23 protein-coding genes are annotated in these 24897 nt (G+C 70.0%); 7 read left to right on the top strand and 16 right to left on the bottom strand.

The features are described 5' to 3' along the window. Nucleotides 1-7 precede the first annotated feature (7 nt). Genes EHW97_RS05475 through EHW97_RS05455 form a run of 5 tightly spaced genes read right to left on the bottom strand, consistent with a single transcriptional unit; the run spans nucleotide 8 to nucleotide 4417 of the window. Nucleotides 8-994, bottom strand: coding sequence for a zinc-binding dehydrogenase (locus EHW97_RS05475; protein WP_208001906.1), 987 nt, complete (start codon nucleotides 992-994; stop codon nucleotides 8-10). Further along, entirely contained in the window at nucleotides 991-1386 is a 396-nt protein-coding gene (locus EHW97_RS05470; RefSeq protein WP_124236157.1) for a universal stress protein, read from the bottom strand. Before EHW97_RS05470 ends, EHW97_RS05475 begins: the two co-directional genes overlap by 4 nt. Beyond that, on the bottom strand, nucleotides 1383-2891 hold the full coding sequence (locus EHW97_RS05465) for a tripartite tricarboxylate transporter permease (protein ID WP_124236156.1): 1509 nt from the start codon (nucleotides 2889-2891) through the stop codon (nucleotides 1383-1385). Before EHW97_RS05465 ends, EHW97_RS05470 begins: the two co-directional genes overlap by 4 nt. A gap of 9 nt (nucleotides 2892-2900) precedes the next feature. Next, nucleotides 2901-3407 carry a tripartite tricarboxylate transporter TctB family protein gene (locus EHW97_RS05460; protein WP_124236155.1) on the bottom strand — a complete coding sequence of 169 codons (507 nt, stop codon included), beginning with the start codon at nucleotides 3405-3407 and terminating at the stop codon, nucleotides 2901-2903. A 2-nt stretch (nucleotides 3408-3409) separates the two neighbouring features. Further along, nucleotides 3410-4417 (bottom strand): Bug family tripartite tricarboxylate transporter substrate binding protein, encoded by a 1008-nt coding sequence (locus EHW97_RS05455; protein ID WP_124236154.1) that lies wholly within the window; start codon nucleotides 4415-4417, stop codon nucleotides 3410-3412. 143 nt (nucleotides 4418-4560) lie between these two features. On the opposite strand from EHW97_RS05455, the gene EHW97_RS05450 reads away from it, so the two are divergent. Both EHW97_RS05450 and EHW97_RS05445 read left to right on the top strand, forming a co-directional pair. Then, nucleotides 4561-5445 (top strand): LysR substrate-binding domain-containing protein, encoded by an 885-nt coding sequence (locus EHW97_RS05450; RefSeq protein ID WP_124236153.1) that lies wholly within the window; start codon nucleotides 4561-4563, stop codon nucleotides 5443-5445. Between the two features lie 92 nt (nucleotides 5446-5537). Then, on the top strand, nucleotides 5538-6872 hold the full coding sequence (locus EHW97_RS05445; RefSeq protein ID WP_124236152.1) for an enolase C-terminal domain-like protein: 1335 nt from the start codon (nucleotides 5538-5540) through the stop codon (nucleotides 6870-6872). Nucleotide 6873: 1 nt separating this feature from the next. Here EHW97_RS05445 and EHW97_RS05440 read toward each other — a convergent pair whose 3' ends face one another. Further along, nucleotides 6874-7548, bottom strand: coding sequence for a sulfite exporter TauE/SafE family protein (locus EHW97_RS05440; RefSeq protein ID WP_124236151.1), 675 nt, complete (start codon nucleotides 7546-7548; stop codon nucleotides 6874-6876). Further along, nucleotides 7545-8489: a 2-hydroxyacid dehydrogenase gene (locus EHW97_RS05435; protein ID WP_124236261.1), complete on the bottom strand. Its 945-nt coding sequence runs from the start codon at nucleotides 8487-8489 to the stop codon at nucleotides 7545-7547. Before EHW97_RS05435 ends, EHW97_RS05440 begins: the two co-directional genes overlap by 4 nt. Before the next feature lie 202 nt (nucleotides 8490-8691). Between EHW97_RS05435 and EHW97_RS05430 the strand changes: the two genes are divergently transcribed. Next, nucleotides 8692-10053 carry an FAD-dependent oxidoreductase gene (locus EHW97_RS05430; RefSeq protein WP_124236150.1) on the top strand — a complete coding sequence of 454 codons (1362 nt, stop codon included), beginning with the start codon at nucleotides 8692-8694 and terminating at the stop codon, nucleotides 10051-10053. A 66-nt stretch (nucleotides 10054-10119) separates the two neighbouring features. Here EHW97_RS05430 and EHW97_RS05425 read toward each other — a convergent pair whose 3' ends face one another. Beyond that, the gene (locus EHW97_RS05425) at nucleotides 10120-10518 is read right to left on the bottom strand and encodes a flagellar basal body-associated FliL family protein (protein ID WP_124236149.1); all 399 of its coding nucleotides are present in this window, start codon (nucleotides 10516-10518) and stop codon (nucleotides 10120-10122) included. Between the two features lie 102 nt (nucleotides 10519-10620). On the opposite strand from EHW97_RS05425, the gene EHW97_RS05420 reads away from it, so the two are divergent. Then, a complete protein-coding gene (locus tag EHW97_RS05420) occupies nucleotides 10621-11478 on the top strand; it encodes a 3-hydroxybutyryl-CoA dehydrogenase (RefSeq protein WP_124236148.1) in 858 nt (285 codons plus the stop codon). A gap of 102 nt (nucleotides 11479-11580) precedes the next feature. After that, nucleotides 11581-13101 (top strand): AMP-binding protein, encoded by a 1521-nt coding sequence (locus EHW97_RS05415; protein WP_124236147.1) that lies wholly within the window; start codon nucleotides 11581-11583, stop codon nucleotides 13099-13101. Here EHW97_RS05415 and EHW97_RS05410 read toward each other — a convergent pair. Continuing rightward, the gene (locus tag EHW97_RS05410) at nucleotides 13094-13792 is read right to left on the bottom strand and encodes a TetR/AcrR family transcriptional regulator (protein WP_124236146.1); all 699 of its coding nucleotides are present in this window, start codon (nucleotides 13790-13792) and stop codon (nucleotides 13094-13096) included. The genes EHW97_RS05415 and EHW97_RS05410 overlap by 8 nt on opposite strands. A gap of 110 nt (nucleotides 13793-13902) precedes the next feature. Here EHW97_RS05410 and EHW97_RS05405 point away from each other — a divergent pair, with 110 nt between their 5' ends. Further along, nucleotides 13903-14829: an NAD-dependent epimerase/dehydratase family protein gene (locus EHW97_RS05405; RefSeq protein WP_124236145.1), complete on the top strand. Its 927-nt coding sequence runs from the start codon at nucleotides 13903-13905 to the stop codon at nucleotides 14827-14829. 19 nt (nucleotides 14830-14848) lie between these two features. Next, a complete protein-coding gene (locus EHW97_RS05400; RefSeq protein ID WP_124236144.1) occupies nucleotides 14849-15232 on the top strand; it encodes a nuclear transport factor 2 family protein in 384 nt (127 codons plus the stop codon). Nucleotides 15233-15235: 3 nt separating this feature from the next. On the opposite strand, the gene ppc is transcribed toward EHW97_RS05400, so the two are convergent. The 7 genes from ppc to EHW97_RS05365 all read right to left on the bottom strand — a co-directional run bounded on the left by ppc (nucleotide 15236) and on the right by EHW97_RS05365 (nucleotide 24844). Next, nucleotides 15236-18022 (bottom strand): phosphoenolpyruvate carboxylase, encoded by a 2787-nt coding sequence (gene ppc / locus EHW97_RS05395; RefSeq protein WP_208001905.1) that lies wholly within the window; start codon nucleotides 18020-18022, stop codon nucleotides 15236-15238. A gap of 47 nt (nucleotides 18023-18069) precedes the next feature. After that, nucleotides 18070-18909 (bottom strand): hypothetical protein, encoded by an 840-nt coding sequence (locus tag EHW97_RS05390; protein ID WP_124236143.1) that lies wholly within the window; start codon nucleotides 18907-18909, stop codon nucleotides 18070-18072. A gap of 93 nt (nucleotides 18910-19002) precedes the next feature. Next, a complete protein-coding gene (locus EHW97_RS05385; RefSeq protein WP_124236142.1) occupies nucleotides 19003-19383 on the bottom strand; it encodes a heat shock protein transcriptional repressor HspR in 381 nt (126 codons plus the stop codon). A 14-nt stretch (nucleotides 19384-19397) separates the two neighbouring features. Beyond that, nucleotides 19398-20537: a molecular chaperone DnaJ gene (dnaJ, locus tag EHW97_RS05380; RefSeq protein ID WP_124236141.1), complete on the bottom strand. Its 1140-nt coding sequence runs from the start codon at nucleotides 20535-20537 to the stop codon at nucleotides 19398-19400. Between the two features lie 22 nt (nucleotides 20538-20559). Further along, complete coding sequence (grpE, locus tag EHW97_RS05375; RefSeq protein ID WP_124236140.1) at nucleotides 20560-21162, bottom strand: nucleotide exchange factor GrpE; 603 nt, start codon at nucleotides 21160-21162, stop codon at nucleotides 20560-20562. Continuing rightward, nucleotides 21159-23006 (bottom strand): molecular chaperone DnaK, encoded by a 1848-nt coding sequence (gene dnaK, locus EHW97_RS05370; RefSeq protein WP_124236139.1) that lies wholly within the window; start codon nucleotides 23004-23006, stop codon nucleotides 21159-21161. The genes grpE and dnaK overlap by 4 nt, the downstream gene beginning before the upstream one ends. Nucleotides 23007-23170: 164 nt before the next feature. Further along, a complete protein-coding gene (locus tag EHW97_RS05365) occupies nucleotides 23171-24844 on the bottom strand; it encodes a GMC family oxidoreductase (RefSeq protein WP_124236138.1) in 1674 nt (557 codons plus the stop codon). Nucleotides 24845-24897 lie beyond the last annotated feature (53 nt).

Below are 24897 nucleotides of genomic sequence, written 5' to 3'. Positions count from 1 at the left end.
GTCGTGCTCAGGACGCGATGTCGATACCGACCTTGGTGGCGCCGCCACCGGCTCGCCGGGCCAGGTCCAGTGCGTCCGCGGCCTGCTCCAGCGGCAGCATGCGTTCGAGGCAGTGGTCGACCTCGATCGTCCGGTCGTCGATCAGCTGCACCGCCTCCCGGAAGGAGAGGAGCTCGGGCTCGGCCTGGGCGCCGTTGATCCACGCGATCGTGACGCAGCGCCGGAAGGCCAGGAACGACGGGTACGGCGCCAGTCCCGCGCGTTCGGGGTAGCCGAAGAAGCACACGGTGCCCTGCCACCGCACGAGCTCGATCGCGGCGTTGCGGCAGTCGTCGTACCCGGCGGCCTCGATGACGAGGTCAGCGCCCTGCCCGCCGGTCACCTCGTGCACCGTCTGCTCGAGGGATTCCTGGGGCACGAGCACCGGGTGCGTCGCACCGAGCGCGGCGGCCGTGGCGAGACGCTGCGCGTTCGGGTCGGAGACGATCACCGACGCGTAGCCGGCGCGTCGCAGGTGCTGCACGAAGTACGTGCCGGCGGAACCGGCACCGATCACGACGGCCACGTCGCCGGGCGGGCGGCCGATCCGCCGCATCGCGAAGAGGGTCGTGCCCACCTGCTGGGCCATCAGCATCCGCCGCAGGTCGGCACCGTCGGGCAACGGCACGAGGTACGTGCCCGGCACCACCTGGAACTCGGCGAAGCACTGGCCCTGGGCGCCGGGCGGGACGGTGAGGACGGGAGTGCCGGGCGCGAATGCGGGGTCGAGCGACTCGACGACGACCCCGACCCCCTCATGACCGGGATAGCCGGGTCGGCCCACCATCTCGGGACGCTGGAACCCGTCGAAGACCACGTGGACGTCCGAGCCGCAGATCGAGGCGTGCTCCATCCGCACGAGCACGTCCCCCGCCTGCGGAGCAGGACGGGGGAAGTGGCCGACGACGATCTCACCCGGCGCGGCCAACGTGGCCGCGCGCATCGTGAGCGTCACGCGGGGGCTTTGACCGCGAGAACCGGGCGGTCCACGTGCAGCAGGATGCGCTGGGCGACGCTGCCCAGCAGCAGCTTGCCGACCGGGCTGCGGCGACGCAGCCCGATGACCACCAGGCTCGCGTCGACGTCGTCCGCGACGCGCTGGACGACGTCGACGACATCGTCGCCGTGCGCGTCGCGGCGCCACTCCACCGTCACGCCGCGTTGTTCGGCGCGCTCGCTGAGCCGCTGCGCGTGAGCCTCGTCGACGAGGTCGGCGTCGACGGTCGCTCCACCATGCGGGGAATTCACGACGACGACGTTCTCGCCGCGGCGAGCCGCCTCATCGAGGCCGGCGTCGAAGGCGGCGTCGCCGACCGGGGTGGGGACGTAAGAGACGAGAACGGTCATACGAGCTCCTCATTCTTGGCGCGGTTCTGGCGGCGGGTCATCAGCGCCCGCAGCGCCGGGGCCGCCACGACGATGACGAGTGCCAGCACGAGCACCCCCGAGATCGGGCGGGTCACGAAGCCGCTCGGGTCACCGTCGAACAGGATGAGCGACCGCCGCAGCGCGCTCTCGAGCAACGATCCGAGTACGAACGCGAGCACGAGGGGTCCGGGCTCGAACCCGAACTTCTTCATCAGGTAGCCGAGCGCGCCGAAGACGCACACGAGCATGATGTCGAAGACGCTGTTGGCGACCGTGTAGGCACCGATCAGCGTGATGAGCACCGTGATCGGCGCCAGGATCGTGCCCCGGACCCGCAGGATCCGCACGAAGATCCCGATCAGCGGGATGCTCATGATCAGCAGCAGGATGTTGCCGACATACATCGAGTTGACGACGCCCCAGAACAGGTCGGGGTGCTCGGTGATGAGCTGCGGCCCGGGCGTCACGCCCTGGATCAGCAGGGCACCGAAGATGACCGCGATCGTCGCGTTGGCCGGGATGCCGAGGGTCAGCAGCGGGATGAAGGAGGAGGTCGCGGCGGCGTTGTTGGCCGTCTCCGGGGCGGCGACGCCCTCGATCGCGCCCTGACCGAAGCGCTCGGGGTGCTTCGAGCGCTTCTTCTCGTAGGCGTAGGCGGCCATCGAGGACAGCACCGCACCGCCGCCGGGCAGGATGCCGAGCAGGAAGCCGATGACCGAACCGCGGCCGATGGCGCCGGAGGACTGCTTGACCTCGTCCTTGCTGGGCAGCGCCCGGACCATCTTCGGCGGTGCCGTCGCCCGGCCCGAACGGTCCTCGAGGTTGTAGAGGATCTCGCCGAGGCCGAACAGCCCCATCGCGATCGGCACGAAGTCGATGCCGTCGGTCAACGCGAGCGAATCGAAGGTGAACCGCTCCGCCCCGGTGAACCCGTCCCGGCCGACGGTCGCGAGCAGCAGGCCGAGGCCCGCGGCCACCAGCGCCTTGAGCCGCGACCCGCTGCCGACGCTCGCCACGAGCAGGATGCCCAGGAGCGCAAGGACCGCGTACTCCGGCGGCCCGAAGTCGAGTGCGAAGCGGGCGACGAACGGCGCGAAGAATGTCAGGGCGACGATCGAGACGGTACCGCCGACGAACGACCCGATGGCCGCGATGCCGAGGGCCGACCCGGCCCGGCCGTCGCGCGCCATGGCGTAGCCGTCGAAGACGGTGACGACCGACGACGCTTCACCCGGGAGCCGCAACAGCACCGAGGTGATGGTGCCGCCGTACTGCGCCCCGTAGAAGATGCCGGCGAGCATGATGATCGCGGTGACCGGCTCGACGTTGAGGGTGATCGGGAGCAGGATCGCGACCGTCGCCGCGGGCCCGAGGCCCGGCAGCACGCCGACGAGCATGCCGACCAGCACGCCGATGAAGCAGTAGAGGAGATTCTCGGGCTGCAGCACGACGCTGAAGCCCTGGATCACCGAGGAGTAGTCCATGACGGAGTCCTAGAACAGGTGGGGGATCGGAGTCTGGAGCGCGAGCACGAAGATGAGGTAGAACGCCACGACCATCGCGACCGCGCCGATCGTCGACAGCCGCCAGGACTCCTTGCCCAGGAAGCGCAGCCACACGAAGGCCAGCACCGCGCCGGGGATCTCGAAGCCGATGGTGCCGACGACCAGCGCGAAGAGGACCATCGTGCCGAGCCCGACGAGCACGAGCCAGCTCGAGGAGACGAACCGCTCGGCGTCGTCGAAGCGCCGCGCAGTCAGCACGAGCACGGTGGAGCTGACGACGAGGAACGCGCCGATCATCAGCGGCCACAGGCCGGCGCCCGGCTGCTGGACCGATCCGACGCCCAGTCGGAACGACGCGACCATCACCGCGGCCCCCAGCAGCACCACGACGGCCGCAGCCGCCGCGGTGCTGAGGGGGCCGGCAGCGGGAGGCTTCTCGGCCTCCCACTGCTCGGCGAGTTCCTCAGGCGTCCTCGCCTCGTGCGACGCGGACATCGTCACTGACCGCCGCCGAGGTCGATGTCGTACTCCTCGGTCAGCTCGCGATACCGGTCGAGCGCCGTCGTCCACTGCTCGACGACCTCATCGCCGCTGACCTCGTTGGGCGTCAGCAGGTTGTCGGTGTTGAAGTCCTGGTACGCCTGGGTCTCGAAGGCGGCGTCGAAGGCGGCCTTGAGCTCGTCGAGGATCTCCTGCGGCGTGCCCTTGGGAGCCGCGATCGCTCGCGCCTGCTGCACCTCGACCTCGTAGCCGCTCTCGACCGCGGTCGGCACGTCGTCGAGGTACTGGTTGCGCTCCTTGGCGAACGTCACGATCGGCGTGACCTTACCCGCCTCGATCTGCGGCATGGCCTCACCCAGCTGCACCGACGCGACGTCGGCCTGGTTGCCCAGCACCGCGGTGAGCGCCGGCGCGCCGCCGTCGAAGGGCACGGCCTTGCCCGGGATCTCGGCGAGCTTGAACAGCAGCTCCGAACTGAGCTGGCTGCCGGTGCCGACGCCGGTCGTGGCGTAGCTCAGGGTCTTGCCGGCGTTCTTGAGGTCGTCGATCGTCGACCAGCCGTTGTCGGCGTTCGTCACGAGGACGTAGTCGTCGGTGGAGATGCCGGTGACGATCTCGAAGTCGTTGACGTCGACCGCCTGGTCCTCCGAGACCGCGAGCGGAGTGATGGCGGCGAGCGACATGTTGATGACCATGAGGCTCTGGCCGTCGGCCTCGGCGCTCTCGAGCTCCTTCGCGGCGAGTGCCCCGTTGGCGCCGGGCCGGTTCACGACCGGCATCGACACGCCGAGGTCGTCCGACACCGGACCGGCCAGCGCGCGGCCGATGAGGTCCGTGCTGCCGCCGGGGTCCTGTCCGATGGTCAGCGTGACCGGGCCGTCGGGGAAGTTCTCGGCCGCCTCCTCGGCGCTCTTGCTGCCGAGATTGCCGCCGCAGGCAGCCGTCAGGAGGACGAGTCCGGCGGTCGCGGACACGGCGCCGAGTCGTCTGAACGTCGTGGTCATGGTTACTCCTTGTCCGGCGAGGGGGCCTCGCCCACCTCGCATGTGCGCTGTGACTCGCATCACCTGGCCTGACGAGACTTTAGAAACCCGTGGTGATGCATGTCCAACGCCACTTGGATATCGAGTGATACCGTCGCGGCATCATGTTTACCTTCGAACAGCTCCGCGGCTTCGTCGCGGTCTCCGAGGAGTTGCACTTCGGTCGGGCTGCGGCTCGGCTCAACATGACGCAGCCCCCCTTGAGCCGTCAGATTCAGAAGCTGGAGCGGTCGGTCGGCGTGCGCCTGCTCGAGCGCGACAAGCGCCGGGTCGCGCTCACCGCCGCCGGTGAGGCCTTCCTCGATGAAGCCCGGCGACTACTCGCTCTCGCCGACACCGCCCCCGCCCTGGCTCAACGGATCAGCCAGGGCTCCGTAGGCACGATCCGGATCGGCTTCACCGCAGCGTCCACCTACGGCACGTTGACGCAGATCCTCGACACGATCAGCGCGAGACTACCCGAGGTCTCGATCGACCTGTACGAGATGGTGACGCGCGAACAGGTGGACGCTCTCGACCACGGCGAGCTCGATCTGGGCCTCGCGCGGCCCCCGTTCGACGCCGAGGCGTACGCCTCGCACCTCATCGCCCGCGAGAACCTCGTCCTCGCCGTCCCGGAGGGTCATCGACTCGCCCAGGCCACCGCTCCGGTGTCCGCCGACGAACTCGGTCGCGAGCCGATCATCATGCACTCGCCGACCAAGGCCCGGTACTTCTACGACCTCGTCGTCAAGCACATCCCGGTCCCGCACCAGAACGTGAAGCACACGGTGAGTCAGATCCTCACGATGCTCTGGCTCGTGGCCGGTCGCCGCGGCCTGGCGTTCGTGCCCGAGTCGGCACAGCACCTGCACATCGAGGGGGTCCGGTTCGTCCCGCTGGCCGGCCTGCCGCCCGAGCCGGTCGAGCTGCACCTGCTGTGGCGTCACGACGCCCGCAATCCGGTCCTCGCTCACGTCGTCGAGAGCCTGCGGGCCGCCGGCAGCTGATACCGTCGGCGCATCGGTCGATCCATCACCGGTGTTGGACGCGCATGACCTCGCGACTTAGCGTGGCGTCACCCAGTGTCGAAAGGACTCCGATGACCAGCGCCACCATCGCCTCCGTGCGCGCCGTGCCCGTGGCCGGCCGGGACAGCATGCTGCTGAACCTCAGCGGCGCACACGCCCCCTTCTTCACGCGCAACATCGCGGTCGTCACGGACTCCGATGGCCGCACGGGCGTCGGCGAGGTGCCGGGCGGGGAGCAGATCCGCGCGACCATCGAGGCTGCCGGCGAACTGCTCGTCGGGCAGCCCGTGGCACGGTTCGGCTCGCTCCTGCGGGAGGCCGCCGCGCGGTTCGCCGATCTGGACGCGGGCGGCCGCGGCCTGCAGACCTTCGACCAGCGCGTCGCGATCCACGCCGTCACCGCTCTGGAGTCGGCACTGCTCGACCTGCATGGACAGCAGCTGGGCGTTCCGGTCGCCGAACTGCTCGGCGAGGGACAGCAGCGCGAGTCCGTGCCGGTCCTCGGATACCTCTTCTTCGTGGGCGACCGCACCCGCACCCCGCTCGCCTACGAGCCCACCCCGGCCCGGCCGGCGGATCGGTGGGAGGCGTTGCGCCGCGAGGAGGCACTGACCCCCGAGGCCGTCGTCGCCCTCGCCGAGGCCGCGCACGAGCGGTACGGCTTCCGCGACTTCAAGCTCAAGGGCGGCGTGCTGGACGGCTACGACGAGGTCGCCGCGATCCGCGCGCTCGCCGCCCGGTTCCCCGATGCCCGCATCACGCTGGACCCCAACGGGGGTTGGCTGCTCGAGGACGCGGTGCGGTGGCTCTCCGACGCCGCGGACGTCCTCGCGTACGCCGAGGACCCGTGCGGCGCTGAGGGCCGGTTCTCCGGTCGCGAGGTCATGGCGGAGTTCCGCCGCCGCACCGGCCTGCGGACCGCGACCAACATGATCGCGACGGACTGGCGCGAGATGGCGCATGCCGTCCGCACGCACGCAGTCGACATCCCGCTCGCCGATCCGCACTTCTGGACGATGCGCGGCTCGGTTCGCGTCGCCCAGCTCTGCCACGACTTCGGGCTGACGTGGGGATCGCACTCGAACAACCACTTCGACATCTCCCTGGCGATGTTCACCCACGTCGGCGCCGCCGCACCGGGCGACATCACCGCGCTCGACACGCACTGGATCTGGCAGGACGGACAGGCGCTCACCACAGCGCCGCTGCAGATCAAGGAGGGCGAGATCGCCGTTCCTCAGACCCCCGGGCTCGGCGTGCAACTCGACGAGGACGCGCTCGCGGCGGCCCACGAGCTGTACCTCGAGCACGGCCTCGGCGCGCGCGACGACGCGGCGGCGATGCAGCACCTGGTGCCGGGGTGGGAGTTCGACGCCAAGCGTCCCTGCCTCGCCCGGAACCGTTGAGTCACCACAGCAGCGAGGCGGCGCGCGCGTAGCCCGCCAGCGCGATCGCCCAGCGCACGGGCCGCTCCGGCAGCACGCGCACGACGTAGGGACCGCACCACGCCCCCACCAGTGCGCCGAGCCCCATCCACAGGACCGCCCACCAGTGCACCGGAGCGGCGAACACGTAGGCGACGACGGCGACCGCATTGGCCGTTCCCGTGCCCACGTTCTTGATCGCGTTGGTCACCGCGAGCGGCTCGCGGTCGCGCAGGCCGAGCACCGACAGCAGGATGATGCCCACCCCGGCGCCGAAGTAGCCGCCGTACGCGCCGGCCGCGACCGTGAGTCCGGTCCACGGCGCGCTGCGAGGGCGGCCACGCGTCTGTGCGGCCGCGTCGATCCGGCGGCGGATGACGTCGCGCGCCAGCAGCAGGGCCGCGCCCAGCGCTCCGCCGATTGCGCACTGGAGCATGACGGCGGCCGCCCGCCGTCCCCGGCCTCGCAGTTCGGGCCGTGACCCGGCCGCTGCGCCGATCGCCGTGCCGATCATCGCCGTCGTGTTCGTGACGTTGGCGGCGAAGGGCGGCAGCCCGTACGCGAGCAACGCGGGGTAGCTCACCAACGAGGCCAGCCCCGCGATCGATCCGCACAATCCGGCTCCCACCCCGGCGAGCAGGAGAAGCGCTTCGCTCATGCCATGGCGGCGTTCAGATCCAGCGGGGTGGCCAGGTCCCCGCGGTCGGCCCAGGCGTCCAGGTTCGCGAGCACTCCGGCAGCCATGGCCGCACGGGTCTCCACGGTGGCGGAGCCGAGATGCGGCGTCAGCACGACCTGCGGCAGGTCCAGCAGCCCGGCCGGGACGCGGGGCTCGTCCGTGAACACATCGAGCCCGGCACCCGCGATCGTCCCGTCGCGTAGGGCCGCGATGAGGGCATTCTCGTCCACGACACTCCCCCGCGCGATGTTGACCAGCACGCCGTCCGGCCCGAGTGCCCGCAGCACGTCGGCATCGACGAGATGGCGGGTGTGCGCCCCGCCGGGCGCCGCGATCACGAGCGCGTCGGCATCCCGGGCGAGCGCGTGGACGTCCTCCGCGTAGCGGTACGGAACGTCCGTGCGCGGGCGCCGGCTGTGGTAGCTGATCTCGCAGTCGAAGCCCTCCAACCGCCGGGCGATGGCGCGGCCGATCCGACCGAGACCGAGGATGCCGACGCGACGACCCGTGACGTCACGACGGAACGGGAAGGGCGCATCGTGCCAGCGGCCCTCGCGCACGAAGCGATCCGCCTCGGTCAGGCCCCGCAGCACGTCGATGAGGAGTCCGACCGCGGTGTCCGCCACTGCCGCCGAGAGGACGTCCGGCGTCGTGCTGACGCGGATGCCGCGCTCGACGAGGCGGGGAAGGTCGAGGTTGTCGTACCCGGCGCCATAGCTCACGATCGCCTCCAGCCCCGGCGCCGCGTCGAGCAGTTCGGACGTCACCCCGAATCGCGCCGTGGTCACCGCCACACGAGCGCCGGCCAGCTCGCCGGCGGCCCGCGCCTCCTCCCAGCCGACCGCCCCGTACCGCTCCCGCACGGTCGCATCGAGGGAGCCGGGAAGGGGCGCGGTGAGGACGACAGCGTGGGCAGGCATGGTGGTCACGGGCGCGACGCTAACAACGCCGCTCGCCGCGACGGCCGTCATTCTCGGCATCCGGCACGGCCATGCCGCATCGGTCTCACCTCATGCCGGACGCAGCCGATTTCACATCCCGGACGACTAGGGGTCGCTTCGCTTCCCCCGTTAGGCTGGCCTAAGGCCAGTTGGCCGATCTCGTCGTGATTGCAGGAGTGACATGAGCAGGAAGCTGCGGGTGGCCGTCGTGGGCGCCGGGCCGGCCGGCGTGTACGCCGCCGACATCCTCACGAAGACCGAGGGGCTCGACGTGACCGTCGACCTCATCGACCGCGACCCCACGCCGTTCGGGCTCATCCGGTACGGCGTCGCGCCCGATCACCCGCGCATCAAGGAGATCATCAAGGCGCTCAAGCGGGTCATGAGCAACCCCGACATCCGCTTCTTCGGCAACGTCGCGTTCGGCGACGACGTCAAGCTCGAGGACCTGCGCCAGTTCTACGACGCGATCGTCTTCGCGACCGGCGCCCGCCGTGACCGCGACCTCGACATCCCCGGCATCGACCTCGACGGCTCGTACGGTGCCGCCGACTTCGTCTACTGGTACGACGGCCATCCCGACGTGCCCCGCGAGTGGCCGTTCCAGCCGCACGCCAAGGAGGTCGCCGTGCTCGGCGTCGGCAACGTCGGCCTCGACGTGTCGCGCATCCTCGCCAAGACCGCCGACGAACTCCTCGTCACCGAGATCCCCGAGAACGTCTACGAGGGCCTCAAGAAGAACGCCACCACCGACGTCCACGTCTTCGCGCGGCGTGGTCCGGCGCAGGTGAAGTTCACGCCGATGGAGCTGCGCGAGCTGAACCACAGCCCCAACATCGACGTCATCGTGCACCCCGAGGGCTTCGAGTTCGACGAGGGTTCGATGGAGGCACTCAAGGCCGCCAAGAGCCAGAAACTCGTCGTCGACGTGCTCACCAAGTACCTCGCCGCGGAGCCGAGCGGCGCCCCGCACCGGATCCACATCCACTTCTGCCAGAACCCCGTCGAGATCCTCGGCGAGGACGGCAGGGTCGTGGGCCTGCGCACCGAGATCACCGAGCTCGACGGCACCGGCAACGTGCGCGGCACGGGCGAGTTCAAGGACTGGCCGGTCCAGGCCGTCTACCGCGCCATCGGCTACTACTCCGACGTGCTTCCGGGCCTGCCGTTCGACGCGGCCGCCGGAGTCGTCCCGAACGACGGCGGCCACGTCATCGACCTCGACGGCTCGCCGCTGCCGGGCGTCTATGTGACGGGCTGGATCAAGCGCGGCCCGGTGGGCCTCATCGGTCACACCAAGTCCGACGCTGCCCAGACGATCGGCATGCTGGTCGAGGACATCGACCAGCTCCCCGCGCCCGAGCACGCGGAGCCGGAGGCGTTCGACCGCTACCTCGACTCGCGCGGCCTCGAGTACACGACGTGGGAGGGCTGGGAGAAGCTCGACGCCCACGAGCAGGCCCTCGGCGAGGCGCACGAGGTCGAGCGCGAGCGCGTCAAGGTCGTCCCCCGCGACGAGATGGTGCGCATCGCGCGTTCCTGACCCCCACGACAGCGACGCAGACGTCCTGAGGGCTCCAGCCCTCAGGACGTCTGACATTGACGGGGCCTAGCGGGCGAGACGCACCACGGTGACGCGGCACGTCGGTTTCTCGCCGGCCACCGGGAGTTCGGCGATCTCGAAGGTCGTGGACTCGTCCGGCTGGATCGACTCGACCGTGGTGGTCTTGGCGTTACCCGCCTCTGTGTCGGACACGAGCACCGCGACCTGGTAGCTCTCCGACGCGGGCGCCGTGTTCGTGACGACGCCGGTCGCCGACCAGACGCCCTCCTCGTTCGCCCGGCAGGTGAAGCTCTCCAGGGCGTCCGCCGCGGGCTCGCCCTTGCCGAGCGCCGCTTCGGTGGGCTCGGGCTCGGTGGTCGGCGCCGGATCCTCGCTGGTTCCGCCGCTCCCGCAGGCGGCGAGGACAGCGACCATCACGACGGTGACCCAAGCACGGCGGAGCATGGTCCTATCCCACCACCTCCCACCGGCCGGTCGGCGGCGGCGCTCCGAGGACTAGGATCGAAGCGCGAACATGAGAAGAACCTCACGTTGGGAGCGGAGAGCATGACGATCGAACGCATGGGAGTCATCGGCGGCGGCCTGATGGGATCGGGCATCGCCGAGGTCAACGCCCGCGCGGGCCTGGACGTCGTGCTCGTCGAGGTCTCCGAGGAGGCCGCGCTCGCCGCACGCGGACGCATCCAGGCGTCGCTGGACAAGGCCGAGAAGCGCGGCAAGATCAGCGCCGAGGACGTCGCCGCCACGATGGAGCGCATCCGCGCCGTGAGCGACCTCGGCCAGCTGGCCGATCGCCAGCTCGTGGTCGAGGCGGCCAGCGAGAACGAGCAGATCAAGCTCGACCTCTTCACCAAGGTGGGCGCGATCCTCACCGACGACGACGCGATCCTCGCCTCGAACACCTCGTCCATCCCGATCGTCAAGCTCGGCGCCGTCTCCGGACGCGCCGGTCGCGTGATGGGCGTGCACTTCTTCAACCCCGCTCCGGTGATGAAGCTCGTCGAGCTCATCCCCTCCCTCACCACGTCGCCCGAGACGCTCGAGACGATGCGGGGCTACGTGTCCGAGCAGTTGGGCAAGCAACCCATCGACGCGACCGACCGCGCGGGCTTCATCGTCAACTCACTGCTCGTGCCGTACCTGCTGTCGGCCATCCGCATGTACGAGGCCGGCTACGCGTCGGCGGAGGACATCGACCGCGGCATGGTGCTGGGCTGCGGGCATCCCATGGGACCGCTCGCGCTGAGCGACCTCATCGGCCTCGACACCATCAAGGCGATCGGCGAATCGATGTACGAGGAGTTCAAGGAGCCCCTCTACTCCCCGCCGCCGCTGCTCGACCGCATGGTCGACGCCGGACTCCTCGGCAAGAAGTCCGGACACGGGTTCTACCCCTACAGCTGACGCTCACCGCAGAACCACCACCGCTCGCCGCACGCGGGTGGCTGCTCCAGGCGTGGTGCGGCACGATGATCGTGAGCCACACCACACCGTGAGGAGCGATCCATGAAGGTCCCGTTCAGCGTCCGCGACTTCCTCGACCGCGCCCATGCCGTGTATCCGGACCGCATCGCCGTGGTCGACGAGCCCCGGCAGCCCGCCCCGTCATGGGGCGAACTGACCTATCGCGACGTCATGCGCCTGGCCCGCTCCCAGGCGGCGACGCTCGACGACCTCGGGGTCGAGCGCGGCGCGAGGGTCGCGATGGTCTCGCACAACGCCGCCCGCACGCTGGTGTCGTTCTTCGGTGTGTCGGGGTGGGGCCGCGTGTTCGTCCCGATCAACTTCCGCCTTGCTGCGGCCGAGGTCGAGTACATCGTGGGGCACTGCGGTGCCGAAGTCGTGCTGCTGGACCCCGACCTCGCGCATCTGGCCGACGTCGTCAAAGCGCAGCACGTGTTCATCCTGGGTGAGGACGACGAGCGGATCTGGGCCAGCACCGCCGACCCGGAGCCCTGGGAGCCGGACGAGGACGCGACGGCCACCATCAACTACACGTCCGGGACGACGGCGCGCCCCAAGGGCGTGCAGCAGACACATCGGGCCCTGTGGGTCAACGCCACCGTGTTCGGCTGGCAGGCCTCCGTGAGCGACCGGGACGTCTACCTGCACACCCTCCCGATGTTCCACTGCAACGGCTGGGGCCAGGTGTACGGCGTGACGGGCATGGGCGCCCAGCACATCGTTTTGCGGCAGATCGACGGCGCAGAGATCCTCCGCCGCATCGAGGAGCACCAGGTGACGTACCTGTGCTGCGCCCCGGCGGTGCTGTCGATCGTGCTCGACGCGCTCAAGGAGTGGGACGGCCCGACGGGTCGCGACCGCGTCCGCTGCGTCGTGGCCGGCGCGCCGCCACCGACCCGCACGATCGAGCGAGTCCGCGAGGAGCTCGGCTGGGAGTTCATCCAGATCTACGGGCTCACCGAGACCGCGCCACTCCTGACGATGAGCCGGATGCGGGCCGAATGGGACGACCTCGATCCGGCCGAGCAGGCGCGCAACCTCGGCCGCGCCGGGGCGCCCGCGCTGTCGACCTCGGTCATGGTGGACGACTCGGGTGAGATCCTCGTGCGCAGCAACACCGTGTTCGAGGGCTACTGGGAGAACCCGGACGCCACGGACGAGGCGCTCGCCGGCGACTGGTTCCACACCGGTGACGGCGGCACCTACGAAGAGGGGTACGTGTCGATCTCGGACCGGAAGAAGGACGTCATCGTCTCCGGCGGCGAGAACGTGTCGTCCATCGAGGTCGAGGACGCCCTCGCCTCGCACGACGCGGTGCGCGAGGTCGCCGTGATCGGTATCCCCGACGACCGCTGGGGTGAACTCGTCACGGCGCTCGTCGTCACCGACGGCGAGGTCACCGAGGACGAACTCAAGGCGCACGCGCGCGAACGGCTGGCCGGCTACAAGGTGCCCAAGCGGGTGCTCTTCCGCGAGGAACTCGCCCGCACGGCAACCGGCAAGCTCCAGAAGTTCAAACTCCGCCAGGAGTTCTGGGAGGGCCGCGACCGAACGGTCAACTAGGGGCCGGCAACCCCGCGGCCTGCGCCAGGACGTCGAGTTGGGCGTCGAAGAGCGCGTCGGCCGCGCGGATCGTGCCGTCGCCGTACTGCCCGAACACCTCGAAACTCACCGCACCGAACAGCCCGGTCCACACGACGGTGGCGGCCACCAGCGCGCCGTCGGAAAGGTCGAGCCGGTACTCCTCGCGGATCGCAGCCAGGTCCTGAGCGAGGCCGCCGCCCATTTCGGCGGCCGCGCTCGGGCGGAGCGCCCCTGCGCGCCACGCTCGCTCGAGGATCGCGAGTAGTGCAACGATCACCCGCGTGCCGGGCTCGGTCGTGCGCTCCCCCGGCGCCTCATAGCCCGGCACCGGCGTACCGAAGACGAGGGCGTATCGCGCCGGCTCGGCCAGCGCCCAACGGCGCACCGCTCTCCCCGCCGCGACGAACTGCTCACGCGGCTCCGTCCCGGCCTGAGCGATCGCTTCGTCGACGGCGTCGCCCAGCTCGTCGTACGCGTCGACGATGAGCAGCGTCAGCAACTCGTCGCGGCTGGCCACGTACCGGTAGATGGCTGACGACACGATGCCCAGGTCGCGGGCGATGGCGCGCAATGACAGCTGGGCGGGACCGACAGCCGCGAGGTGCTCACGGCCGAGGCGGAGAATGTCGCGCATCGTCTGCTCGCGTGCACGTTCGCGCGGGGTGGACATGGCAGCAGCATATCGGAGCACGAGGAACAAAAGAGAGCACTGCTCTTGCTTTTCGTGTCAGCATCGCTCATCCTGAAAACAGAGAGCACTGCTCACACAAGGAGAACGCGATGACCCACCTCGTCCTCGGCGCCGGACCGATCGGCACCACCCTCGCGCTGCGCCTCGCCGAGCGCGGCGACCACGTACGCCTCATGACCCGCAGCGGCAGTGGCCCGGACCATCCCGCGATCGAACGCGTCGTCGGCGACGCGACCGACAGCGAGGCGGTCGAACGCGCCGCTCGTGGCACCGAGGCGATCCACCACTGCATCCATGCCACCGCGTACCGGGCGGAGGTGTGGCGGCGCGAGTTGCCTGCGGCCGAACGCGTCGTGCTCCGCGCTGCCGAACGAGAAGGGGCCGTCGTAACGTTCCCCGAAAGCCTGTACGGGTTGGACGCGGCACCGCAGCCGTTCACCGAAACATCAGCGCGGACGCCGGGTTCGGCCAAAGGCGCCGTGCGGGTGGATCTGCTCGCGGCACGAGAGGCCGCACCCGTCCGCACGGTCAGCGTCGCAGCCTCGGACTACTTCGGCCCGTTGGCACGGGCCAATGCTCACGCCGGCGAGCGGATGATCGTCCCGCTCCTGCGCGGACGGACGGTCCGGCCGCTGGGATCGGCGGACCACCCGCACTCCTTCACCTATCTGCCCGACCTCGCCGAGGCGATGATCCGTGCCGCCGACGACCCGCGCTGCAACGACCTGATGTTCGCGCCCACCGGTCCTGCGATCACGCAGCGCGAACTCGTCGCTCGTTACGCCGCGGCCGCCGGCGTGCCGGTTCCGCGCATTCGTCCGATCCCCGGCGCGGCGGTACGTGCGCTCGGGCGAGTTCAGCGGGACATGCGTGAGCTGGCCGAGATGCTGCACCAGTGGGACCGCCCGTTCGTCATGGACTCCTCGGCCACCGAGGCGCTGCTGGGTCTCACCCCCACCGATCTCGACACCGCCGTCGAGACCACGATCGCCTGGTGGCTCGACCAGCAGCGGTGAGGCCGTTACCCTCCCTGCCATGAGCGACCTCACTCTCGACCGGCTCCTCGAGCTCGAACACCGCGGATGGGAGGCGCTCAGTTCGTCACGAGGAGGAAGCTTCTACGGCGAGCTGATGACGCCGGACGCGGTCATGATCCTGGTCAACGGCATGGTCATGGACCGGCCGACCATCGCGCACGCCCTGAACGATTCGCCGCCGTGGTCGTCGTACCGCCTGGACGATGCACGCCTCGTGCCGACGAGCGAGACCTCCGCGGCGCTCGTCTACACGGCGACGGCTCACCGCGACGGACAGGACGAGCCGTTCGTCGCCCTGATGTCCAGCCACTACCGCGTGCTCGACGGCTCGCCGCGGCTGACGCTGTACCAGCAGACCACGATCACCCACGGCGGCTCCTGAGTCTCAGCCCGTGTTGCGCAGACCGTTGGCGATGCCGTTGATGGTCTGCAGCAGCGCGAGACGCATCGCGTCGTCAACCGAGTCCGGCTCCTGACGGACCCGGGCCAGCAGATCGACCTGCGCGAAGGAGATCGGCTGCAGGTAGGCGTCCCGGACGTCCAGGGTTCGCTTGAGCCCGGGCTGGTGGTCCAGCAGTTCGGCTTCACCGGTCAGGCGCAGCACCTCCTGCACCGTCACGTCGAACTCGGCGCGGACGAGGTCGAACACGTGCCGCAGCTGTGTGGGGACGAGCGCCTGCACGTAGCGTTCGGCGACGCGCAGGTCGGTCTTGGCCAGGGTCATCTCGACGTTGGACACGAACGTGCGGAAGAACTGCCACTGGGCGAGCATCTCGCGCAGTACCTCCTCGTGGCCCGCCTCGCGCGCGGCACGCAGTCCGCTGCCGACGCCGTACCACCCGGGCACGATCTGTCGGGTCTGCGTCCAACCGAACACCCACGGGATGGCCCGCAGGCCGGAGATGTCGCCACCGGAGTCGGGACGCCGCGAGGGGCGCGAGCCGATGTTGAGTTCGCCGAGCTGGTCGACGGGCGTGGCGGCGAGGAAGTAGTCGAACAGGCCCGGGTCTTCGACGAGTCCGCGGTACGCCGTGTAGGCGGCGTCGCTCACCAGCGTCATCGTCGCGTCCCAGGCCTCGGTCTGCCCCTCGCGATGACGGGTCTGCAGGTGGAGCGTGGAGGCCTCGAGCACCGCGGCGAGCGACAGCTCCAGGTTCTCGTGCCCGAGCTGCGGGAGCGCGTACTTGTCGCTGATGACCTCGCCTTGCTCCGTGAACTTGATGTCGCCCGTGAGCACCCCGTACGGCTGGGCGAGGATCGCGTCGTACGTCGGGCCACCGCCGCGGCCGACCGTGCCGCCCCGCCCATGGAAGAGCCGCAACCGCACGCCGTGCTTGAGGGCGACATCGCGCAGGCTGCGCTGCGCCCGGTGCAGCTCCCACTGCGACGTGGTGATGCCGCCTTCCTTATTGGAGTCGGAGTACCCGAGCATGACCTCCTGCACGTCGCCGCGCAGACGCACGACCTCGCGGTACGACTCGTCCGAGAGGAGGTCGTCGAGCACCTCACCGGCTCGGCGGATCTCCTCGATCGTCTCCAGCAGCGGCACGAAGTCCAATCGTGCGAACGGCTCGGCGCCCGGCCCGCCCACGAGGTCGACGAGCCCGGCCTCGCGGGCGAGCACCACGGGGGCCAGCAGATCGTCGGCGCCGCGAGCCATCGAGACGATGTAGCTCTCGACGACGTCCTCGCCGTACGTCTGCTTCAACTCGCGCACGGCATCGAACACGCCGTACGTGCGCGCTCCCCACTCGTCGAGCGCCGGCGGGACGGGGCTGAGCGGGCGGCGCGATCGCAGCTCCCGCGACAGCACGCCGGTGCGCTCGGCTCGCTCGAGTACCTCGTACGCGCTGTCCAGCTCGCCGAGACGGTCGACCATGAGTCCGATGGCGTGGTGGTGCGCGTCGGCATGCTCCCGGATGTCGAGGGTGGCGAGGTGGAGACCGACGAGCGCGATGGAGCGGACAGCGTCCGCGAGCAGCCGGTCGGCGATGAGAGTTCCGCCGTTCTCGCGCAGCGAACGATCGACGATGGCGAGGTCGGCCAGCAGTTCGTCGCGATCGGCGTAGTCCACTCCGGGACGATGCGGCTGGCGGTCGGCGATGCGAGCCGCGGTGTTCTGCACCTTGAGGCGCATGCAGGCGAGCTTCAGCCGGTACGGCTCGGCGGCGTTGACGGTCAGCAGCCGCGGGTCGAGGTCGGGGAGGTTCTCGAGGTCGGCGTGCAGCGACTCCGTCAACTCCCCACTTACTCCGACGAGTTCGGACGACGGCGACAGCTCGCGGATCAGCACGTCCAGCCGGTCGGTCACGATGCGCGTCGCGATGCGGTTGTGCAGCGCCAGCACCTCGCGAGTGACCTCCGGCGTGACGTTGGGATTGCCGTCGCGATCGCCGCCGATCCAGGAACCGAAACTGAACGGCCGGCTCGTGGGCGGCAGGTCGACACCGTGCTCGGCGAGCATGTCGGTGAGCTCGCGCCCTAGCGCGGGCATGGCCTCGTCGAGGATCTGCTGGAGGTAGAAGACCATGTGCCGCGCCTCGTCGAGCGGCGTCGGGCGCGTCCGGCGGACAGCGTCGGTCTGCCAGATGAGGTCGACGAGTTGGGCGAGGTCCGCGTCCTGGCGGCGGCGCTTGCGGCTCCCGGGCTCGGACGGATCGGCGAGGATGTCCGCGATGCGGCGCAGTTTGGTGAGGACCGTGCGACGGCTGACCTCGGTCGGGTGGGCGGTGAAGACCGTCCGGGCGTGGAGCCGTTTGACGCCGTCGGCGAGGCCCTCGGGGCCCTGTTCAGCGACGACCTCGGCGATGGTGCGCGCCAGCCAGCCCTCGTCCTCCGGACGGTGTTCCAGCCCGCGCACCCGAGCGACCTGTTCGGCCGCGTTGGCGAGGCTGAAGTAGACGCTGAAGGCACGCACGAGCTTGCCCACGGTCTCCGACGGCACTTCGCGCAACAGCGCGCGGATGGCATCGGACGACGCCTCGCGTTCGGCCGGGTCGTCGCTCTCCTCGATGCGCTTGGCGTGCGCGCGGACCCGCTCGACGCGGTCGAAGAGGTCGTCCCCCTCGAGGCGGCGCAACGTCTCACCGAGGAGGTCGACGACCCGGCGCACGTCATGGCGCATGGTGTCGTCGATGGAACGGGCGATGGCGTCGAACTCGCTGGACGTCATGCCCCGAGCCTAGGGGCGTTCGATGACGGTTGCGTGACGCGGCCGCGTCAGCGCTGGTCGCGCGGGTTGGGGAGGCCGCGGAAACGGCCGAGCTGATCGCGCGCCGCGTGGTCCACCCGCTGCCGGCTCCACACGAATCCGCCCGCGAGCAGCCCCAGCGGAATCAACGCCATGCCGAGGAGCCAGCTCCATTCGGCGAGGTGGTCGCCGGGGGCAGCGACGTAGTAGCCGATGCCGCCGAACAGCTCGCCGATGCCGTCGGCCGAGGCGCTGTTCGCGCCGACGACGATGAGCGTCGGCGACGCGAAGATGATCATGACCATCAGCGCGAAGACCCGCATGACCGCGGTGTTGGCGGCCTCGTGCTCGGGCGCGCCGTTGAGCATGTTGTCGGCGATCGCCTGGCGCGGTCGCACGAACGCGATGGCGGGAAGCACCACGAACACGCTGAGCGCGAGGCCCACGAGCATCGACGCGAACAGCCCGGCGATCAGACCCAGTCCGAGCGTCTGCACCACGGGGTGGCCGGCGTCCGCCGCGAACCAGTAGTGGTGACCGTCGGCCTGCGCTGCCCGGACGCGGTCCATGACCGGCGGAAGCGCCACCACCACGGTGTTCGCGACCGCCCCGACCGGTGCCGCGATGAACGGGATCGCGAGGGTCCGCGCGAGCGCGACCATGATGCCGGACCGATCCGGGTCGCGACTCCAGACCGCCTGGAGCACCGCCCACGCCGTCGGAACGACGCCGGGGAGCATCGCGTACCAGCCGATGGGCTCGACGAGATCGTCCGGATCGGCGGCGATGATCCACACGACCGGGATGCTCACGATCGCGCTGAGGACGGTCACCACGATCGTCGACGGCGAGAGGATGGCGCGCTTCATCTGCGCTCCTTCGGCTAGCTCGGCCCCCCTAGGCTCTCACCGCCCTGCCGTCCCACGTCCCGTGGCCCCGAGGCGAGGAACACGAAGACCCGCTCAGCCGCGCCGCTGCCAGAGCGTGATCTGGTGCCGGGCGACCACCGCGGGGAGATTCTGCGGCTGCTGTGCGGCCGCGAGCTCCGCCTGAAGTTCGGCGACCCGCTCGCGCAGGGCGGCCACCTGATTCTCCAACTCGATGACACGCTTGACGCCCTCGAGGCCGAGGCCCTCCGCGGTCAGCCGGGCGACCTCCCGCAACTGCTCGATGTCGCGCAGCGAGTAGCGCCGGCCGCCGCCGCTGGTCCGCCCCGCCTCGACGATGCCGAGCCGGTCATACGTGCGGAGCGTCTGCGGGTGCAGCCCGGACAGTTCGGCCGCGACGGAGATGACGAACACCTTCGCATCGGGTCCCGGCGGAACGAAGCCGGATGCGCTCATCGTTCACCACCCTCTCAGCCGGCCGCCTGGAACACGGCGGCCCTGGGATCCTCGTTGCCACGCGCCGCGCGGAGCGCCTCGACCGCGGCACGTTGTTCGTCCGTCAGGGTGTCGGGCACCTGCACCTCGATCGTGACGAGGAGGTCGCCCCTCTGGCCATCCTTCTTGGCGCTGCCCTTACCCCGGGCCCGGAACGTGCGCCCGGTGGGCGTGCCGGCCGGGATCTTGAGCTTGACCGGTGGCCCGTCGAGCGTGGGCACGCTGATCTGCGCGCCGAGGGCGGCCTCGTCGAACGCGACCGGCACCGTGATGGTCAGATCGTCGCACTTGCGGCCGAACAGCGGGTGCGACTCGACGTGCACGATGAGGTAGAGGTCGCCGGCGGGGGCACCGGCGTCGCCCTTGCCGCCCTTGCCCTTGATCTTGATGCGCTGGCCATCCTTGACGCCGGCCGGCACCTTGACGTTGATGGTGCGGCTCGACGGCGCGCGACCGCTGCCGTGGCACGTCGCGCACGCATGCTCGACGATGAGGCCTCGTCCCGAGCACTGCGAGCAGGGCTCGGTCATGGCGAACAGGCCGCCGGCGGTGCCGGTCTGCATGCCGCTGCCCTGGCACTTGGGGCAGACCCGCGGGACGGTGCCGGGCTTGGCTCCCGTGCCGTGACACGTCGGGCACGCTTCCTCGCTCGTGAGCCGCAACGGCAGCGTGACGCCGTCGACCGACTGCTGGAACGTGATCGTGGCCTCGGACTCGAGGTCCTCGCCACGGCGGGCCTGGGGCTGGCGGCGGCGACCGCCTCGGCCGCCGCCGCCGAAGATGCCCCCGAGCAGATCGCCGAGATCGAACTCGGTGCCGCCGCTCGTGCCGCCTCCGGGGAACCCGCCGCCGGGCGGGAACCCGTTCTTGAACTGGCCGAACAGCGACCGCTGCTCGTCGTACTGCTTGCGCTTCTCCGGCGAACTCAGCACGCCGTACGCCTCGGAGATCTCCTTGAAGCGCTCTTCGGCGGCCTTGTCACCCGGCTTGGAGTCGGGGTGGTTGTCGCGCGCCAGCTTGCGGTACGCCTTCTTGATGTCGGCGGCCGAGGCGTCCTTGCTCACGCCGAGCGTCTTGTAGTAGTCCTTGGTCGCCCAGTCACTGGGGTTGCTCACGACATTCCCCTCCTCTCTGCCGTCAGTTGGGTGCGTCCTCCGCGGAGTCGGCCGACTCCGTGGTGTCAGCGGATGCGTCCGAAGCGGGGTCGACCACGCCGACCGTCGCCGGGCGCAGGATACGCTCGCCGACCCGGTAACCGATGCGCATGACCTGCGCGATGCTCGTGGTCTCGACGTCGGCGGACTCGCCGGCGTGGAACACGGCCTCGTGCAGCGCCGGATCGAACGGCTCACCTTCGGCGCCGAAGGCCTCCAGGCCGTACTTGGCCGTGCTCGAACGCAATGCGTCGGCCACCGCCTTGAAGCCGCCGGTGAGTTCGCCGTGCTCCTCGGCCCGGCCGATGTCGTCGAGCACCGTGAGCAGGGCGTTCAGGACGTCCTCACGTCCCTGAACCCGCATGAGCTCGCGGTCGCGATCGACCCGGCGCTTGTAGTTGACGTACTCGGCCTGCAGACGCTGGAGATCGGCGGTGCGCTCGGCGAGCTGCTGCTCGAGCGAGGGCCCCTCGTCGGCCGGGGCGGCCGGAGCCTCCCCCTCGGGGGAGGCGTCCGGCGTGGCCTCGGCGTCAGGCTGCTCGACGGGCTCGTCGGTCGTGCCGTGATCGTCGGGCTGCTGCGTCACTTCTTGTCACCCTCGTCCTCGTCGACGATCTCGGCCTCGACGACATCGTCGTCGTTGTCCGCGTCGCTCGTGGGCGCGGAGGCGTCCGCGGCCTGCTGCTCGGCGGCAGCGGCGGCGTACATCGCCTCGCCCATCTTCGAGCTCGACGTGCCGAGCTTGGCCACCGCGGCGTTGATCGCCTCGGTGTCGTCCCCCTTGAGGGCGTCCTTGAGCGCCTCGAGGTCGGTCGTGACCTCGGCCTTGACGTCGTCGCCGACCTTGTCGCCGTTCTCGTCGAGGAACTTCTCGGTCGAGTGGACGAGGGCCTCAGCCTGGTTGCGGGTCTCGACGGCCTCGCGGCGCTTGCGGTCCTCCTCGGCGTACTGCTCGGCGTCCTTGACCATGCGGTCGATGTCCTCCTTGGACAGGGCCGAACCGCCGGTGATGGTCATGGACTGCTCCTTGCCGGTGCCGCGGTCCTTCGCCGACACGTTGACGATGCCGTTGGCGTCGATGTCGAAGGTGACCTCGATCTGCGGCACGCCGCGCGGCGCCGGGGGCAGGCCGGTCAGCTCGAAGGTGGCCAGCAGCTGGTTGCCGGCGGCCATCTCGCGCTCACCCTGGTAGACCTGGATCGCCACGGACGGCTGGTTGTCCTCGGCCGTCGTGAAGACCTCGCTGCGCTTGGTCGGGATCGTGGTGTTGCGCTCGATGAGCTTGGTCATCACGCCGCCCTTGGTCTCGATACCGAGGCTCAGCGGGGTGACGTCGAGGAGCAGCACGTCCTTGACCTCGCCCTTGAGGACGCCGGCCTGCAGGCTCGCGCCGATGGCGACGACCTCATCGGGGTTGACGCCCTTGTTGGGCTCCTTGCCGCCGGTGAGCTTCTTGACCAGCTCGGACACGGCGGGCATACGGGTCGAGCCGCCGACGAGGACGACGTGGTCGATGTCGTTGACCGTGATGCCGGCGTCCTTGATGACGTTGTTGAACGGCGCCTTGGTGCGCTCGAGCAGATCGGCGGTGATCTTCTCGAACTCGGCCCGGGTCAGCGTCTCGTCGAGGAACAGCGGGTTCTTGTCCGCGTCGACCGTGATGTACGGCAGGTTGATCGACGTGCTCGAGGAGCTCGACAGCTCGATCTTGGCGCGCTCGGCCGCCTCGCGGATGCGCGGCATGGCCATCTTGTCCTTGGTGAGGTCGATGCCCGTGCTGTTCTTGAACTTGGTCACGATCCAGTCGACGACGGCGTTGTCCCAGTCGTCGCCACCGAGGTGGTTGTCACCGCTCGTGGCCTTGACCTCGATGACGCCGTCGCCGATCTCCAGCAGCGAGACGTCGAACGTACCGCCGCCGAGGTCGAAGACGAGGATGGTCTGATCGTCGGCCTTGTCGAGGCCGTACGCCAGGGCCGCCGCCGTGGGCTCGTTGATGATGCGGCTGACGTTGAGGCCCGCGATCTCGCCGGCCTCCTTGGTCGCCTGACGCTGGTGGTCGTTGAAGTACGCGGGCACCGTGATGACCGCGTCGGTCACGGGCTCACCGAGGTAGGCCTCGGCGTCGCGCTTGAGCTTCTGCAGCACGAAGGCGCTGATCTGCTGGGGCGTGAACGTCTTGCCGTCGATGTCGATGGTCCAGTCCGTGCCCATGTGGCGCTTGACCGAACGGATCGTGCGATCGACGTTCGTGACGCCCTGACGCTTGGCGACCTCGCCGGCGAGCACCTCGCCGTCCTTGGCGAAGGCGACGACCGACGGAGTGGTGCGGGCGCCCTCGGCGTTGGCGATGACGGTGGGTTCGCCACCTTCGAGTACGGCGACGACGGAGTTGGTCGTGCCGAGATCGATTCCGACCGCGCGGGCCATGGGTTCCTCCTGAATGTCGGGAAAATCTATGAGGTCGACTGACTTGAGTCTAACCGTATCAACTTTCCTCAAGCTCCTCGTATTCCCCCGGCGAGACCCCAGATTTGCGCGCAATCCGCGCACCGAAGGGGCCCGCGGTACGCGGATTGCGCGCACATCTGGGTTCAGGCCCAGTGGAGGGCGGCGGGAGCGTGATCGGGGACGAGCGGAGTGCGCGGAGGGACGGGATCGAGACGCCGGTACGCGGCGCCGAGGGGCGGGCGCGGGTCCGGCTCGCCCTTGACCGGCCAGAAGGACATCGCCCGCTCGGCCTGGGCGGTGATCGTGAGCGAGGGATTGACCCCCAGGTTGGCGCTGATCGCGGAACCGTCGGCGATGTGCAGGCCCTCGTAGCCGAACACGCGCTGGTAGGGATCGATGACCCCGGAGTCCGGGCCGGTGCCGATCGCGCACCCGCCAATGAAATGCGCCGTCATCGGGATGCCGACGAGGTCCGCGATCGAGCCGCCCGCCACGCCGTCGACCTTCTCGGCCAGTCGGCGCGCGACCTGATGGGCCACCGGAATCCACTCCGGGTTCGGCTCCCCCGTGCCCTGGCGGCTGGTGAGCCGCAACCCCCACGGCCGCCGCCGTAGGAACGTCGTGATCGAGTTGTCGAGCGACTGCATCGTCAGCAGCACGATCGACTGCTCCGCCCAACGCCCCGGCCGATGCAGACTCAGCGCCGCTCGGGCGCCCAGCTTGCGGTACTGCCGGATCGCGGCGCGCCACCGCCGTACACCCTCGACCGGATCGACGAGGTGGGCGTTGAGCAGCCCGATGAGGCCCGATCCCGGACCGTACCGGACGGGCTCGACGTGCGTGTGCTCGTCGGGGTGGAACGACGAGGTGATGGCCAGCCCCGCGGTGTGGTCCGCGGCGCGCTCGCCGGCTCGCGCCGTCAGCACCGCCTCGGAGTTCGTCCGGCTCAGCACGCCGATCCGCGATGAGAGCCGCGGCAGCGACCGGCGCCGCAGTCGGTGGAGCAGCGTCTGGGTGTTCAGCGCGTTCCCGGCGAAGACGACCTGCTCGGCCCGCAGCGTGCGTCGCTGCCAGGGTCGTCCGCTGTGCCGGGTCCGCAGTCGGTAGCCGCCGCCCGGCATCGGCCGCACGTCGGTGACCGCGGTCAGTGGATGCACCTCCGCCCCGCCCTGCTCCGCCAGGTGCAGGTAGTTCTTGACCAGCGTGTTCTTGGCCCCCACGCGGCAGCCGGTCATACATGAGCCGCATTCGGTGCAGGTGCGTCGCCGTGGTCCGCTCCCGCCGAAGAACGGGTCCGCGACCTCCTCGCCGGGCCGGTCGCCGAACAGCACGCCGACATCCGCGCGATGCACGGTGTCTCCGGCCCCCATCTCGTCGGCGATCTCGGCGAGCAACCGATCCGGGACTGTCCAGCCCGGGTAGGTGGCGACGCCGAGCATGCGCCGCGCCTGGGCGTAGTGGGGCGCGAGCTCGGCCCGCCAGTCGGTGATGTCGGCCCACTGCGGGTCGCGGAAGAAGGGCTCGCCGGGTTCGTAGAGCGTGTTGGCGTAGACGAGCGAACCGCCCCCGACCCCGGCGCCGCTCGCGATGAGCACGTCCCGCAGCAGGGTGATGCGCATGATGCCGAAGCACCGCGCCCACGGCGCCCAGAGGTAGCGCCGCACGTCCCATGACGTGCGCGGCAGCTCGTCGTCGGCGAAGCGGCGGCCCGCCTCCAGGACGGCCACGCGGTAGCCCTTCTCGGTCAGCCGCATCGCCGTCACGCTCCCGCCGAAACCGGAGCCGATGACCGCGACGTCGTAGTCGAACTGGCTCATGGCGCGAGACACTACGCACTTGTTGACACTTTGCCAATAGTCCACGAGACTGC

Source organism: Aeromicrobium camelliae, from assembly GCF_003850045.1.
Lineage (GTDB): Bacteria > Actinomycetota > Actinomycetes > Propionibacteriales > Nocardioidaceae > Aeromicrobium > Aeromicrobium camelliae.
This window is presented reverse-complemented; position numbering and strand designations above follow the sequence as displayed.

Excerpts from the sequence above, each read along its gene's own strand:
- EHW97_RS05470 (WP_124236157.1), bottom strand. The coding sequence starts at position 1,386 with ATGACCGTTCTCGTCTCTTACGTCCCCACCCCGGTCGGCGACGCCGCC.
- EHW97_RS05465 (WP_124236156.1), bottom strand. The coding sequence starts at position 2,891 with ATGGACTACTCCTCGGTGATCCAGGGCTTCAGCGTCGTGCTGCAGCCC.
- EHW97_RS05460 (WP_124236155.1), bottom strand. The coding sequence starts at position 3,407 with ATGTCCGCGTCGCACGAGGCGAGGACGCCTGAGGAACTCGCCGAGCAG.
- EHW97_RS05455 (WP_124236154.1), bottom strand. The coding sequence starts at position 4,417 with ATGACCACGACGTTCAGACGACTCGGCGCCGTGTCCGCGACCGCCGGA.
- EHW97_RS05450 (WP_124236153.1), top strand. The coding sequence starts at position 4,561 with ATGTTTACCTTCGAACAGCTCCGCGGCTTCGTCGCGGTCTCCGAGGAG.
- EHW97_RS05445 (WP_124236152.1), top strand. The coding sequence starts at position 5,538 with ATGACCAGCGCCACCATCGCCTCCGTGCGCGCCGTGCCCGTGGCCGGC.
- EHW97_RS05440 (WP_124236151.1), bottom strand. The coding sequence starts at position 7,548 with ATGAGCGAAGCGCTTCTCCTGCTCGCCGGGGTGGGAGCCGGATTGTGC.
- EHW97_RS05435 (WP_124236261.1), bottom strand. The coding sequence starts at position 8,489 with ATGCCTGCCCACGCTGTCGTCCTCACCGCGCCCCTTCCCGGCTCCCTC.
- EHW97_RS05430 (WP_124236150.1), top strand. The coding sequence starts at position 8,692 with ATGAGCAGGAAGCTGCGGGTGGCCGTCGTGGGCGCCGGGCCGGCCGGC.
- EHW97_RS05425 (WP_124236149.1), bottom strand. The coding sequence starts at position 10,518 with ATGCTCCGCCGTGCTTGGGTCACCGTCGTGATGGTCGCTGTCCTCGCC.
- EHW97_RS05420 (WP_124236148.1), top strand. The coding sequence starts at position 10,621 with ATGACGATCGAACGCATGGGAGTCATCGGCGGCGGCCTGATGGGATCG.
- EHW97_RS05415 (WP_124236147.1), top strand. The coding sequence starts at position 11,581 with ATGAAGGTCCCGTTCAGCGTCCGCGACTTCCTCGACCGCGCCCATGCC.
- EHW97_RS05410 (WP_124236146.1), bottom strand. The coding sequence starts at position 13,792 with ATGTCCACCCCGCGCGAACGTGCACGCGAGCAGACGATGCGCGACATT.
- EHW97_RS05405 (WP_124236145.1), top strand. The coding sequence starts at position 13,903 with ATGACCCACCTCGTCCTCGGCGCCGGACCGATCGGCACCACCCTCGCG.
- EHW97_RS05400 (WP_124236144.1), top strand. The coding sequence starts at position 14,849 with ATGAGCGACCTCACTCTCGACCGGCTCCTCGAGCTCGAACACCGCGGA.
- ppc (WP_208001905.1), bottom strand. The coding sequence starts at position 18,022 with ATGACGTCCAGCGAGTTCGACGCCATCGCCCGTTCCATCGACGACACC.
- EHW97_RS05390 (WP_124236143.1), bottom strand. The coding sequence starts at position 18,909 with ATGAAGCGCGCCATCCTCTCGCCGTCGACGATCGTGGTGACCGTCCTC.
- EHW97_RS05385 (WP_124236142.1), bottom strand. The coding sequence starts at position 19,383 with ATGAGCGCATCCGGCTTCGTTCCGCCGGGACCCGATGCGAAGGTGTTC.
- dnaK (WP_124236139.1), bottom strand. The coding sequence starts at position 23,006 with ATGGCCCGCGCGGTCGGAATCGATCTCGGCACGACCAACTCCGTCGTC.
- EHW97_RS05365 (WP_124236138.1), bottom strand. The coding sequence starts at position 24,844 with ATGAGCCAGTTCGACTACGACGTCGCGGTCATCGGCTCCGGTTTCGGC.